Raw genomic sequence first — 14,044 nt, forward strand, 5'->3', positions numbered from 1 at the left:
GCCAATTAATTTTTAAGTCTGTAATATGTACGGTCGGCTTCTTCACGAAGGTTCTCGGATAAGCTCTTATCTTTTCTCAGTTGATCGCATACCCGAAGGATGTCAGGCTTCCGATAAGAATGAGTGAACCAAGCAAAAGCCTCCAATAAACAGGTTTTTAGCTTTTCACTTTCACTGGAGTCGGTAAGTAAAGCCAAGAGGCCGTCTACACAGGCATGTGCCATATGATTTTTCAGAGAATTGCAATAAAGGATGCGCCAACGTTCGGAAGTTTCTTTGCTTAATAACTCTTTTTGCATGCTACGACTATTATTGGCATTCTCCAAAACCTTACGCATCTCCTCCTTGTCTTGCAACACATAGGTCTCAGCCATTACTTTATCAATTGCCGCCTGTACGGCTGCCTGATCAAAGACTTGAAGCCCCAAACTCACATTAAATGCCACACGCTCGGATAGGTTGTCTTCTACATAGGCTTTGATTTGCGGATAAACATACTCGTTCAGTCCCACATGTTGCATCATACGAACAGAGGTGCGACGAATAAATTCATAGGAATCCGTAATGGCCAAGTGTAAGACTTCCCGGAAGTTTTTGTCACTAATCTTCTCAAGCAATGCCAAGCAGGTGAAACGTACCATCATGAACGAGGAAGTTTCAAAAGTTTTTCTTAATAAATCAGAAATACCCGGATAGTCATTGCGATAAAGGTTGTGCAAAGCAAAATTCTGTATGTCGGCATAGGGCGACTGTAATAACTCCAACATGCGGGACTCGCTATATGGTTCTTTGAACAAAGCATTGGCATCTACCTCATTGATAGATTGAAAACGTAGAGTAGGGTCACCGGTAATGTGCGATTCGAGAATATTCGTCAATTTAGCCCATTGCCCCACTCGTGCTCCCATACCTAACAGGCCGAGCATCTCGTTTGCCATTTTATCTTGCAGTACATTGACTGAATTGGCAAAAGTAGTTACGCATTTTCCTTCCGACATGATATAACGTCCGGCAATGTAATCTTTTTCCCGGAAATCACCATTATAGCATGCATCGAAAATTACCATACGGCTATTAGGCTTAAACTCTGTAACTTCCGACAGGATAATACCGGTGCGCAGGTCTAGTAAAGAATCTTCTGCAATTACTTTGGGATCATCATAGCCTGCAATCCAAGTAGTGTCCAAACCGTATGTGTTTTTCATCATATCCAGCATTTCGTCGAAAGACTTTTTGTTGTTTTGCTTTCTACGCGCTAAACCACGATAATAGTACTTCATTGCATCTACATGAGCATTCCACCTATTAGTAGCGGGACTACCGGAAAGATATTGACGTTCGGGCATACCATGCTCATGAAAAATAGACAAGTCCAGATCTGTGCGTTTCAGCATATTAATGACATCGTCCTTGGGATAATCGCTGAAATTATAACGGATGAAACGGGCCCGTCCCTCTTTATCGAATACGCCCGGCATTTGTTCGCGAATAGTAAAGGTTTCCGGTGTCCATGCAGTCAATGAGTTAGAGTAAGAGCCATCACCTGTATAGGAGAAGAATTGGTCTAATTTATTGTTTATCTGGTGCTCAGCCACCACTTTTTTAAAATAGCGGCTGATTTGCGCATGCGGTTCTTCGCCGTTATCAACAGCTTTGACACGTGCAGAATATATGTCACACCGAATTTGCTGTGGAGATTTTATAGCCAAATTATAATAGAAGAAATTATTTTCGACACTGTCCTGTTTCAAAAAATCGAATTGTAGGTCGAAATCATCGTAGAAACGGTCGCTGGGCACTGAAGAATCTCTCCAGTCATTGTTTTTCTCATCCATTTTAAAAGCGGAAGTCATATGCTGGGCTTTGCGGAGCATTGGAATAGGGATATCACCGACAAATACCACTCCTTCCAATTTATCCTTTTTGTAGAGCTTAACAATAACTTTCTTTACATCTTCCGGTTTATTCCATTCATTGTATACGATGAACGTAGGCAACCCTTCCATTCCTAGAATCTCCTGATAGGCTTTAAGCTCGGCTTCACAAGCCTGAAATGTCCCTTTATCTGTAATTACAGCAAAAGAGGTGTCCTTTACTTTCACAGCCGGTTTAACAAATGTCTGTGCCCGCAGAGATAATATGCTGCAGAGCATCAAACTTCCAGTTATTAATTTACGCATGTTTTGTAATATAGATTTCGTTATGTAGCATTAAAAATTACATTCTAAACTTATCGATAAATGAGTACGCCCATCATAATCATAGTCAGAGGTATTTACACGATCGAATACAACTTTTGCAAATAAGTTCATACGTCTGTTTTCTCTGACTTGTTGCGAATACGTTATCGACCCGCCAATACGATAGTAATCACAGGTATAATAATTAGTCAGCCCTTGTTGTAATTCGGTTACAGTTGGATAGTCTGCATGGCTGCCACCATATACATATTCACCTCCCAGATTATTGTTATACGCAACATGAACATCTATTAAAAGCCTGCGATTCAAACTATTGCCTAAAACAAAATTTTTTTTGCCACCTAAGCCTAAAGATAAATTTTCTGCATTCTGTACAGAATTAGGCATTAAATATTCATCGTCTTGCTTGGTATAATTCACATTTAATTCTGCTTTCCAACTATATTCATTCCCGCGGTTTCTGCTTAATGCATAATTAAGAGAAGCGGTTTGTGCCTTGTACGTAGAACGGATGTTATTATATAATTCCACCCAGCCACTTTGTGATTCAGAGTTATCGCGTTGAGAAATATACTGAATACCATCGATGTTACGATTTGTATATGTGGTTCTCATATAATTGGTATAGTCCTTTCCTTCCTGAATCATCGTTAAAGAAACATGAGCAGTTTTATCTTTTACACCGGCTATTTTTTTAGGAGTCGTATAGTTCTGCTGAACAGTTTCCGCTTTTACATCGTAACTGCCCTCAAGCAGTAAATTGAAAGAGGGCATACTGAAGTTGTACTGGAGAGCTCCACCGAAACGGTCTCCAATATAATTGCTGGTTACACCGCTGCCTATTCCTTTTATGGCTGTTCCCAAACCGTATAATATATAATAGTCCTGATCCACATAAGAGTTGACATTACTCATTCTTGAGTCTTCCTTGATAGAACTATACTTGAAACTTGCACCAAACTTGTGTGAATTATTCAACTTGTAAGTAATCCCCGGCGTCAGTCCCAGCGTATAAAAACGGGTATCCACACGCGGGTCGCGCTGTTTGGCAGCTAATGTAGCTACATAATTACCTTCCAACCCCAATGCCCAATGATTACCAAGTAAAGGAGTAGCTGCACGAAACTTCAGATCGTAATATTGATTTCTCCATTTGCTTAAGTGCTGGTCTGCGACATAGTAAGGCATTCCCCTGAATGGATCGGCAATGGAGGCGTTATATCCGGCATCTGTCAGATTTTTTTGTGCAAAATTAAATGCTCCCCACACATATGCATTTTTCAGATTGATAAAGCCTTCACTGGATACACCTACGATAGCCTCTTTCTGCCCCTCTTGCGGACGGCAATAGTTTCCGTCCTGTAAGTCATATCCCAATATAACATTCGAATAATTCTGAATATCATCGAATGGCATACCGGCAGCATTCTGTGAATGAGACCATAGTCGTCTTGTTTTCAATTGTTCCATAGCGGCGGGAGAGAAGCCCTGTGCCGCTCCCACCATACTTACAAGGCAGGCTATCATTACCAGCAGGCAGCTTTTCATATAGTTCATATATTGTTTTTTCATTGTTCTGTCTTTTTAGTTAATTATTACAATGTGTGATTCCATGAAGGCATTTTTGCTCCATTACGACGCATTACAGGAACAACGCCACGTTCAAAGTCATCCGTACTGTTGTTTGTATCCTGATATATATATGTACCTGTTTCTTCGCGAATAATAGGATTACCTTCTTCGTCTGTGGACAATTTGCGAGCAATACCTAAACCGCAATAAGTAGCTCCTACCCAAGTAATACCTGCATCAAGTACACCGGGGACACGTTTTGCATTCATCTTTGACTCATTGTTTACTGCTTCAACAGCATCCAATACATATTTAATAGGTATTTTTGCATAATAAACATTGCTGTTCGGTTTGCTAAGATCTGTTGTCTTCATATTTTCATCGTTGACCGGATCCCAAGCTTCTCCTTCAGGAACACGAAAAATCACATAAGCACCTCCGAATACGGATGTCAAATATTGTGGTATACTTCCCATCTCTGCTTTTCCTTGGTAGAAAACATGTTGCATATCATAAGCTGCCTGGTCAGGGAAGTTTGGATTATTCATATTAAACTCAAACTCAGAACTACTGCCGTCTATAGGACTTTGAGGGTTATAGATGTCCAACTGATGGTTAGCGGCAAATTGAGAAATGATGCAAGATTCACCTGGCGCTAACGGATATTCGGTTCCATTTCCTGGAAATTTCCACACACGTTCTCCATATGCATAATTATTACCGTCCGCTTCCGGCCAAATAGGTAATTTAGTGGTAGCTGTACCCGGAGTTAAATTTGCGAAATAAATACCGTCCAAATACAAAATGTCAGCAGAGTTATTGTATATCTCATAGAACTGGTCTCGGAAATAGACTCCTCCTTTTTCCGGACGGCTACCGCAATAATAAATCTCCTTGAATATTAATGGGCTCACTTTAAGCCCTTGTACTTCAATATTCAATGCGCTACCATGCTTAAATAATGCCGCATTTACAGAATTGCCATTGATGTAGTATTCATTGTTTTCTGTATCGATCGCTGTACCGGATACTGTTACCGAATAAATTCCGGGGATAATTCCGTCAACTTTCACACTATTATCAGTTACTTCTTTTACATAATGTAAATCTTCATCGTAATTGTCGAACTTTACAGTCAGATCTTTCAGTGTGGATATATTTTCAACGGTAATATCCAAATATACATCCACTGTGATAGGATTCACTTCTGCTGTGCCAGACATGTCCCTGAACGAATCGCATCCTATCAAAAGGGTACTTGCCAATGTAAACAAATATATTAAATATTTTTTCATAACTTCCTAAACATTATAAAGTGAGTGATAATTCCAGCCCAAAGAAAAATCGGTTATTCAATTGAATATATGAACCCGGATTACGTTTGGATTCTCTGCGCGGATAACTTCTGAACATATTGTTGGCAAAGAAAGAAACACGTAGCATATTGCTAATTTCTTTAGTTACATTCAAGTTAAAACAAAAATAAGGACTGTATGATTCTTTTATAGCATTATTATGACTTACATTATTCAACATATATCCATATCCTGCATCCTTTACTTGCTGGGTAGTGGTATATTTCCCCTTGGGAAACATATTTACAGACGCATCTTCCAATGCTAAATAGCCCACAGGTATAGAATCGTTTCCAAATGTATTCCAATTAGACTGCTGCCAAATAGCTTGTGCTGTCATCGTAACAACAAAACCGATACGCGGGATATTGTGAGTGGCACGTAAAGTCGTTACAAATTGTTGTTTGTAACTTGCATTGCCTTCTTGAGAATAAATGGCCACCGGTTTACGGGCTGAAGCAGCATCTTCGCTATTGTCATAGAAGCTATAACCCTGACGCCAACTCTTAGTACGCATCCATGAGCCATTTATTTGGAAGGCCGTACGGATAGCATCAATACGTCCGATATTCAAATCAAATTCTAAACCTTTAGTTTCTATATTTAAATTATTAGTTGGTTTTGCATAAGTAGACAATACCGGTAGGCTACTACTAAGCTCTATCCCGTTTTCTGTGCGCTGGTATTCATTGTAGATAAATGTATTGAAGGTGTTGAAGGTTTGGCTCATTACATAACCATCCTTCAGACGCTCCTTATAAGCTATTACATTCAGATTGGTTTTACCCACTCGTAAATTAAAACCGACTTCTGCTTTATGATTTTGGGCAATCTTCAAATCTGAGTTATCTACTTGCCGAACTTCTGTGGTAGTCATAAACAAGCGCTGGCTTTCCGGAATATTTTCATTGGTAAGCTCATTTATATTGATATATTCAAAATATGCATTTTCTGGATATAAATAGAGAAGAGAAGGCATCTTTGCAGCAATACCGTAACCTCCCTGAAGACTTAATAGATTCGGAATCAAATCAATGGATGCATTTACACGTGGCGAGAAAATGCCTCCTACTACTGAGGTATGATCATAACGCACACCAGCCTGAATGTTCAAATCATGCGTACCGCTTATGGACCATTTGAAATTATCTTCCACATATGCACCAAATTGGTTAATGAAAGGAATATCCTTATAGTTACGTGGACGGAAAGATGAATTATGACCGTATTGACTACGATAAGGAGGAGTACTTGGGTCATAAGTTTTTCCTTTACCAACGTTACCGTCACTCCGGAAATCCGCACCAATCAAGATGCGGTTGTTTACATGACCGCTCGCCTTGAATAGAGAACTCGTCACTTTAGCAAACAAATTAACTTCACGACTATCGATCTCATAGTGTCCCAAATAGCTGCTTGGTAGATAAACAGCATAATGATTTATGTCTTCCGGTCCAAAATTAGTAATTTGATTACCATTGGCATCATAGATATGCTGACCTGCAAAGTTACTAAGTACCGCACCGTTTGTAGTGGTCATGGAATAAGGAGATGTAGCAGAACTGTATACGGTTTCATAATAACTGTCTTTATCCATATACGTACCTGACAATACATAGCGTAGTGTTTTTAACCAGCCCTTATTTATATTCCATGTACCATTGGTATTCAAAGTAAAACCTATATCGCGGCCTTCCGAAGCTGTTTTAGTTTGTTCATCATCAGGATTACGTTCACGTTGATCCTTACCATAAATAAAATCAAAGCTGGAATTGGTACGTAACTTATTATTAAAGAAAGTATTTGAATAGAGCAACTTTGTTGTGGCACGCTGATAGTGCTGGTAACTGGATATTGGATTATTCGTATTATAAGCATAATCTGCACTTACATTTAAAGCGCCTTTCTTTTTTCCAAGTTCAAAACCGGTTCCCATAGACACCTGATAGATATTGGGATTGGCTTTTGCTTTGACACGTAGCGGCTCACGACCAGCTTTTGTATTAATAATTACTGCTCCTGAGGTCAGATCACCATATTCAACAGAAGGGATACCACGAACGATTTGTATAGACTCTATATTTTCAGTAGAAATACTACGAACATCGGTTCCACCAGCCGGCGAGGCACCTCCGGCCAATGAAGCGGGTGTTTCCGTACCACTTAATACCGTAGGGCTCATCGCAGATAGATTAGCATTATTTGAGATGGGGGCACCATCACGAATTATTGCGGTGCCCATAGCATTCATCGGAGCTTCCGGACCACTGGAACTGGAAACTTGACGGATGTTAATCTGTTGTGCCGAACTCATATCTTGATTCTGTGAAATTCCACCTGGCATCAATGACATTACATCATATAAACTGGTCGCTTGCATATGGTCCATAGCAGAGCGGGAAATGTGAGAAGATGTGGATTTGCCTGAACGGCTGTTGGTTGCAGTTACTGTAACTTCTTTCAACTTAAAATCCTCATTCCTCATTGTAAAATTAAGAACCAAATCCTTATTTACATTTATTAAGGTGTCAATGGAGACTTTGCCCAAATATTGAATTTGCATACGAATTTTACCAGTAGGTACGTTTTCCAGTATGTATCTACCATTTTCATCAGAGGTTGTCCCTAGTGCAATTTCAGGAATAGACACAGCTGCAAATTCTAAAGGCAAACGCTTGTTGTTGTGGTCGTACTCATAAACAGTGCCTGTAAGTTTTACTTTGTAATTGTTTTGCGATTTGATAGGGAGGGCAATTCCTATGCAAATAAGTATAAACAAGTATATAATATTACACCCCAAAATACCTTTTTTCATAAGTAACATCATATTTATTAATAATGCAAAATTATATGTAAATTTTAAATTAAAACAAACCATTGTGTGTAACAAAACTAAAATTATTAAAAATACATGTTGTTTTTGTTGGTGCCGTTGCATAATCTCACAGACCTCAACCGTCTGTTGTCTAACAATATAGCAACTGCATTATATTTAGGAAAATCCAATATATATTAGTACTTTATTTAAGTTCCATACATAGTAATACGGATCTTGAGTGATTAAAAGCAAACTGCAAATCTAAATAAAAAACGGGATGGTTGTAGTTCTGATATGCTATATCTTAATACAACGCAGATAAATACTTATATTTTCATTGATAGATCTAACTAAGTTAAAAAACGGATTTTCTCCAAAATTCTTCTGATAGCTCCGTTCCAGCCTCATATTTATCGCACTTTACAGAAGCCCCAGTTCAAATATAAGGAAACTGTATCTCTCTTCGATAAAAGATCTATTTTAGGACGCAAAATTAGATATTACAAAAGATTATAAAAATACCATTTTTTTGGTATAAAAACGCATCTAATACCTATATATAGGTATTAAATATCATTGGCAATGTATGTTCCATTTCATTAAGCAAACAATTTTTTGTATAAAATACAAATAGTACTTTTTTACCCACTTAAAAAGTGCAAGAATGTATAAAAGTCCATGTGTCAGCTATAATAGGGGCATGAATAGGCATCCGTTCCATACCTGTCCCTATTTGAATCGGTCACCCCACAGTGACCGGACATTACTCACCCAATTCGGATTCTCATTACAGTAGGCAACGAAAATCTGTATCAAGTTCCAAAGCCCGAGAATCATTCCATTAAACCTGGCAGGAATTGTGACAACATGTCTGCTTGAAACAGCTACTATTATGGTATCATGCTGTATTGTTATGCTATATACCATGTTCTAAGTCAAAACTCTTTTTTTTTAGAATTGAAGGTTTAAGGCTCCATCCGAAAGTCAATATCACTTTCTCAAAATTCTTTTCTACAGCACCCTTTGTATAAGTTAGGATGTCTTTCTCTAGAAAATTTTTGAAATCGGATGAACTCATGTCTCTAAAAATGTTTATATATTCTTTTTTAAGAAATTCATTTATGGCATGTGCCGATATCTTTTTTTGCGTGCACTTTTCTATAACATATAAGTTGCTTGGTACCGGTACCATCGTGTCCAGCCCCATGAAGATATTACAGTCTACCATAAGAGTATAAGCGCCGCTCTCGGCAAGAGGTGCGGAAATGCAGTAATTGGCTTGCTCAAGCAGAGAATCCACCAGTTCTTTTGTGGAAGAACTGATACTATTGGCCAATTGTTCATATCCTCTTAGATTCAGTTGGGATATGGTCTTTTCGATAGCCGGGATGAATTTCATTCCTGGACCCAGGTTCAAATCAAATCTTTTGTAATAGACAAGAAGCTCATTCCAATCTTTGTACCGTGAAGGTTTGATGATATTTACATTGTCTATACTATGTTGTTTAAGATACTCGCCGGAGGAAAATGCATCTTCTTTGAAGGTCTGTGTGTTTCCATCCGGGAAACTTAAATAGATGGTCTTATATGTGTCTCCAGTGTTGGTCCTTGCAAAAGCTTTACATTCCTCACCTTTGAGATAATATGCTGTGGTGATGTCAAAACCATTACCGCTGGCATCATTGTCATAGCAACAATTCCACTTTACCTTATCAGATGGGAATATACGGCTTATATTCTCTATTTGGGATTTGGTGACATATCCCCCCGTGCTTATGAATGCGCATGTGGTTTCTTTAGTATAATGGTTTATTTCGTAGAAACTCATTGCGTCAATAGCGGATTCAAAGAGATATATGTCTGTAACCTTGTCAAAAGGAACAAAATTGGCCATCCAACAGCTTTGTGCCTTGTCACCACCCGTGGCAAAGGCTTTATAATTGGTATTGGTCTCTGCAAAATAGTTCCTCATTTCAAAGTTAAGGATTTCCATCTGGGAGGGTTTGCGGAATGGAAAGCCGATATGATTGTTTTTTCCTACCTGGTAGATGAACAGTCTATTGGCGAAATCCTCCACAGTCTGTGGAGAGAGCTTCCTTTGGACGGTCAAATATGGATTATCCTTTTTGATAGGACGAGGATTCCAATAATTCAAATTGAATTCCTTAATGTAGTTCTGGGTGTGGTCTTTTGTACGGCTTTGTACGTTTCCGGTGACAATTCTTTCGCCAGTCATATATCTTGAAAGAACTTCATTGACTCCCCTATATCCCTGCTGAGTGCAATAAGAGAACATATGCAATCTTTTAAGGACGAACTTGGTCAGCTCTCCCTTATCGTCAAAGCTGCCTTTCCTTGAGAAATAGGTGTTCTTTTTAGGAAAGATGACTATTTCGTCTTCTGGATTTTTGGGGGTGCCAAGAACATAGGTCAAGTTCGTTGCTTGTCTGCCCGATATACGTGTATATCCGAGATCCTCTGCTATGTCTATGATTGATATTTTGGCCCTGCATTCATCGTAATCCATTTTCATATCTTTTAAAATTTAAAATTACACATTTTTTTGAACTGATAGGGAAAAAAGGGAGAAAAACTTTTTTTATTCTATATTTCTGCTGACGAATCTGTAGAGTTGGCGATTTGTTTTGCAATGGATAACCCCCACCCCGTCACCGTCTTATTCAGAGATACAAGACTATTTCCGCCGGACTTATTGGTCATTTCGACTTTGTGGCCGGACAGCAGTTTCTTGATTGTTTCCGGAGACTGCTTTTCCAGATTAATACTGCCTATGTTTAGAGGTTCTGTTTTACCGGTGGATTTATCTTTTATCTGGAAATCTGTAATCTGACTGACCGGTATATTTCCTTTTTGGGTAATTGTTATATTTCCTTTTAGTTGCCTGCTGTCTGTTTTACATATGGAAACACCTTCAATTATGTATTTTGATTGGGCATTGTTACAAAAGTTGTCTATGGCTGATGCATATTGTGTCAGGGCTTGGGATATATCATCGTATCCCATTTGATGGTAGTTTTCTATTACTGTAAATAGTTCGTTCTTTTCTTCTTTTAACGGGTGTCTGGACATTATGTCAGAAAAGCATGTTTTCAGACTGTTGTAGTCTCCTATTCGTTCCGGATAATTCGGATCGTCAGAAAAAACGAAGTAGCTTATCTGATTGCTTTCTTTGCTATAATTAATGGCAAAATCATAGTTTCCGTTATTTCCTGTGATACCTATATAGTCTTTTTCCTTTAATAAAAGATACTTGCCATAAGATGTTGTATTCTCATAGGTTCTGGTAAATCCGTAATCTTTTAAGTGTTGTTCAAAATCTTTTATATGAATAGGGAAATAGGCCTCTTCTTTCTCCTGAAGAATGTAGAACGCTTCTTTTTCACTTGTTGTCAGATCTGGGAGCTTGGTTGCTATAGAGTTTTCCAGTTGGTATGCTCTGAAATTTTCCACTACATTTTCATGGAAATCTATCAAAAACTCCGGACTGCAACCGTTCTTCCTATAAATGTTTTCCGCTGCTTGCAGAATTTCTACAGCACAGCTGTCGCTTCCCTGGAAAACAATGGCTGGAATATCGTTTACCAGACATTTCTTCAGTAGTTCTTTTTGATCTTTCATTTTATATCTTCGTTTTTGTTGCCAGAATAATTTAAATGCCGGCAGAGTTGTCAGCTGAGTTGAATACTTGTTTTACTGCGGATATTCCCCACCCCGTTATGGTTTTATTCAGAGTGACAAGACTGTTTGTGCCGGACTTATTGGTCATTTCTGTTTGTTGTCCGGATAACAACTTTTTGAGTGTTTCCGGAGACTGCTTTTCCAGGTCAATATCCCCCACATTTATAGATTCTGTCTTACCGGTGGATTTATCTAGAATGCGGTAATTGCCGATTTCTTCTTGGCCGGAAGAATGAGATACATCATAGATCAGAGTTTTACAACCGGAAGATTGCAATTCTATTTGCTTTGTTGATATGTTTGTTTTCATTTCCATATATTTATTGGTAACGGCTGCCCATTTATCCATACCCTCGGCTGATATATTTTCTTTATTGAGAGCTCCAAAAGGATTTTTAGCATATTCACGCATTATTTTATTACGTTCTTCTGATAAATATTGTTCTGGACTTATCGCTGCTTTTGTATTATTCGAGGAGTACCATTCTAAAGGATGTGGGTTATCTTCACCGTAAGCACCGTAAACTATGTCATCTACTGATTTTCTGATGTTGGCATCTGTGGTTAATGTTTCATATTTAAAGCCGTTTGGATTAGAATTTAATTCATCTTTTATACTTTTCAAATAGCTCTCAACAGTATTGTATTCAATAACTTCACATACTTTGCCATTAAAGTCATAATATGAAATGGTTCCTATGACTTCTTTATTGGAGAGTGCTTCAATATTATACTTATCTTGAGGTTTGTTTGAATAATCGATTCTTGTATTAACTTGTTTATGGCCATTCTCTTGTTGAATACCGGATTCTTCTATTTTGATATTAGGTTCTATCCCCCTTTCCTTTGCAATACCAATTTCATATTTATAATCATCTATAATCTGTTTCTGCTTTTAGTATTTAGATAGGTGTAAATACCTGCAAATAACGAGCATTGTCTGCATTTAAATCACTGGAAACCAAAACTGTATAAAATTTAACACTTAGCACACCTTATTTGTTGTTCCGCCATTTTCCGCATATTTTTGTGACGTATTTCTATCGCGGTGAATGTACGGGACTTTTTTATTGCCACAAAATCGAAGCCTGTTGACATCGGTTTACAAGGGTTCACAAGTGGCAACAAACAGCAGGATATAATGCGAGGATTGCCACAGATATTTACCCCGTTGACAACAGGCAACAGCGGTTCACTTCCGTTCACTCCCCGATGGAATATACAAGAATGAGTGTTCAACATCAAACAAAGGGGAAATGAAAACAACCAAGAAATGTGCATTTTGCGGCAGAATGTTCACGCCCAACAGCGGTATGCAGAAATATTGCACCGTACATTGTGCTGATGAAGCTAAAAAAGCGAAGAAGAAGCGGCAGCAGGACTTGCTCAATGCCGTAGAGCCAGTTTTAGAGATACAGCGTCAGGAGTATCTTACCTTTTCTAAGGCAGCCATCCTCATGGGATGCTCACGCCAGTACATTTATAAACTTGTGGCACAAGGCAGGCTACGGGCCTCGCGTATCAGCAACCGTATGGCGTTCATCCGCAGAGCCGACATCGAGAAGATGCTGGAGGACAATCCTTATAACAGGGTGATACCCGGATCACGTCCGAAGAAAGCCGCTTCCACCAGTTCAGGAAGGCCGGAGTCTTTCTCCTGACGGGGATCGGGTGGAAACAGCGTGGAACGAAAGACACCCTTACAGACAGGGTCCGCCTCCTTGTTGTAGCGGAGGGTGTTCGGAATGTGTGAGGACAGCAGCCGCAGCCCCATCCTGTGGATGACCCGGTTCCAGGCATCATACAAATTCTTCCGTCCCCTTCTATCCACCATGTTCCAGAACAGCCGGATTCCTTTCAAGTTGCAGTTCCCCTTGGCGATCAGCTCCTCTTCCAGCACCTTGGTAAACTGCAGGGAACTCTGCATGACGATATTGTCCGCCTTGAGCGGGACAAAGATATAGTCCATCGCGGCAACGGTATGAACCACCCCCTCGCTGCGGAGCGTTCCGGGAAGGTCGAAGAGCACGATATCGAAAGTCTCCCCTTTTTCGTCCATATAACGCCGCAGGTCTTCCACCCCCTTTTCCGGGTCGCTTTTGATGACCGGATAGGCAGGCTTACGGATTCTTTCGTACTGCCGGTACAGGTTCACCTTCAGGTCGTCATTTTTCATGACATTCTCCATGTCCCTCTCACGCATCAGGGCGATGCTGTGCTGCGGGGAGTCACAGTCCACAACCGCCACACGCACGTCTTTGCGGTAATGCAGGACACTGGCCAGCAGTACCGTAAAGACGGATTTTCCCACGCCACCCTTCTGGCTGGCGATGGCAACCAACAACTCTTTTTCTTTTTTCATCATACTTCTTTTTCATTAAAAGTTAAACACTATTGTT

8 protein-coding genes and 1 pseudogene are annotated in these 14,044 nt (G+C 39.4%); 1 reads left to right on the top strand and 8 read right to left on the bottom strand.

Going from position 1 to position 14,044, the window contains the following annotated elements:
- Positions 1–5: 5 nt before the first annotated feature.
- The 7 genes from KTR07_RS11270 to KTR07_RS11300 all read right to left on the bottom strand — a co-directional run bounded on the left by KTR07_RS11270 (position 6) and on the right by KTR07_RS11300 (position 12,270).
- The gene (locus KTR07_RS11270; protein ID WP_005651733.1) at positions 6–2,180 is read right to left on the bottom strand and encodes a HEAT repeat domain-containing protein; all 2,175 of its coding nucleotides are present in this window, start codon (positions 2,178–2,180) and stop codon (positions 6–8) included.
- A gap of 30 nt (positions 2,181–2,210) precedes the next feature.
- Entirely contained in the window at positions 2,211–3,773 is a 1,563-nt protein-coding gene (locus KTR07_RS11275; protein ID WP_117981426.1) for a DUF6850 family outer membrane beta-barrel protein, read from the bottom strand.
- A gap of 23 nt (positions 3,774–3,796) precedes the next feature.
- Positions 3,797–5,068 carry a DUF4876 domain-containing protein gene (locus tag KTR07_RS11280; RefSeq protein WP_004312956.1) on the bottom strand — a complete coding sequence of 424 codons (1,272 nt, stop codon included), beginning with the start codon at positions 5,066–5,068 and terminating at the stop codon, positions 3,797–3,799.
- A gap of 13 nt (positions 5,069–5,081) precedes the next feature.
- Positions 5,082–7,952, bottom strand: coding sequence for a TonB-dependent receptor (locus tag KTR07_RS11285; RefSeq protein ID WP_004311273.1), 2,871 nt, complete (start codon positions 7,950–7,952; stop codon positions 5,082–5,084).
- A gap of 910 nt (positions 7,953–8,862) precedes the next feature.
- Positions 8,863–10,479, bottom strand: coding sequence for a toprim domain-containing protein (locus tag KTR07_RS11290; RefSeq protein ID WP_008766280.1), 1,617 nt, complete (start codon positions 10,477–10,479; stop codon positions 8,863–8,865).
- A 71-nt stretch (positions 10,480–10,550) separates the two neighbouring features.
- Positions 10,551–11,585, bottom strand: a complete 1,035-nt coding sequence (locus KTR07_RS28400) for a hypothetical protein (protein ID WP_008766281.1) — start codon at positions 11,583–11,585, stop codon at positions 10,551–10,553.
- 31 nt (positions 11,586–11,616) lie between these two features.
- On the bottom strand, positions 11,617–12,270 hold the full coding sequence (locus KTR07_RS11300; RefSeq protein WP_008766282.1) for a hypothetical protein: 654 nt from the start codon (positions 12,268–12,270) through the stop codon (positions 11,617–11,619).
- Between the two features lie 631 nt (positions 12,271–12,901).
- Here KTR07_RS11300 and KTR07_RS11305 point away from each other — a divergent pair.
- Positions 12,902–13,279 (top strand): annotated as a pseudogene (locus KTR07_RS11305) (helix-turn-helix domain-containing protein); the annotation flags it as partial.
- Here the strand turns inward: KTR07_RS11305 and KTR07_RS11310 are convergent.
- Positions 13,228–14,010, bottom strand: coding sequence for a ParA family protein (locus tag KTR07_RS11310; RefSeq protein WP_008766284.1), 783 nt, complete (start codon positions 14,008–14,010; stop codon positions 13,228–13,230). The pseudogene KTR07_RS11305 and the gene KTR07_RS11310 overlap by 52 nt on opposite strands.
- Positions 14,011–14,044 lie beyond the last annotated feature (34 nt).

Source organism: Bacteroides sp. MSK.20.82 (assembly GCF_019052485.1).
GTDB lineage: Bacteria > Bacteroidota > Bacteroidia > Bacteroidales > Bacteroidaceae > Bacteroides > Bacteroides thetaiotaomicron.

What these genes read in the sequence shown, in the direction of transcription:
- KTR07_RS11280 (WP_004312956.1), bottom strand. Translation starts at nt 5,068, where the DNA reads ATGAAAAAATATTTAATATATTTGTTTACATTGGCAAGTACCCTTTTG.
- KTR07_RS11270 (WP_005651733.1), bottom strand. Translation starts at nt 2,180, where the DNA reads ATGCGTAAATTAATAACTGGAAGTTTGATGCTCTGCAGCATATTATCT.
- KTR07_RS28400 (WP_008766281.1), bottom strand. Translation starts at nt 11,585, where the DNA reads ATGAAAGATCAAAAAGAACTACTGAAGAAATGTCTGGTAAACGATATT.
- KTR07_RS11310 (WP_008766284.1), bottom strand. Translation starts at nt 14,010, where the DNA reads ATGATGAAAAAAGAAAAAGAGTTGTTGGTTGCCATCGCCAGCCAGAAG.
- KTR07_RS11285 (WP_004311273.1), bottom strand. Translation starts at nt 7,952, where the DNA reads ATGTTACTTATGAAAAAAGGTATTTTGGGGTGTAATATTATATACTTG.
- KTR07_RS11290 (WP_008766280.1), bottom strand. Translation starts at nt 10,479, where the DNA reads ATGAAAATGGATTACGATGAATGCAGGGCCAAAATATCAATCATAGAC.
- KTR07_RS11275 (WP_117981426.1), bottom strand. Translation starts at nt 3,773, where the DNA reads ATGAAAAAACAATATATGAACTATATGAAAAGCTGCCTGCTGGTAATG.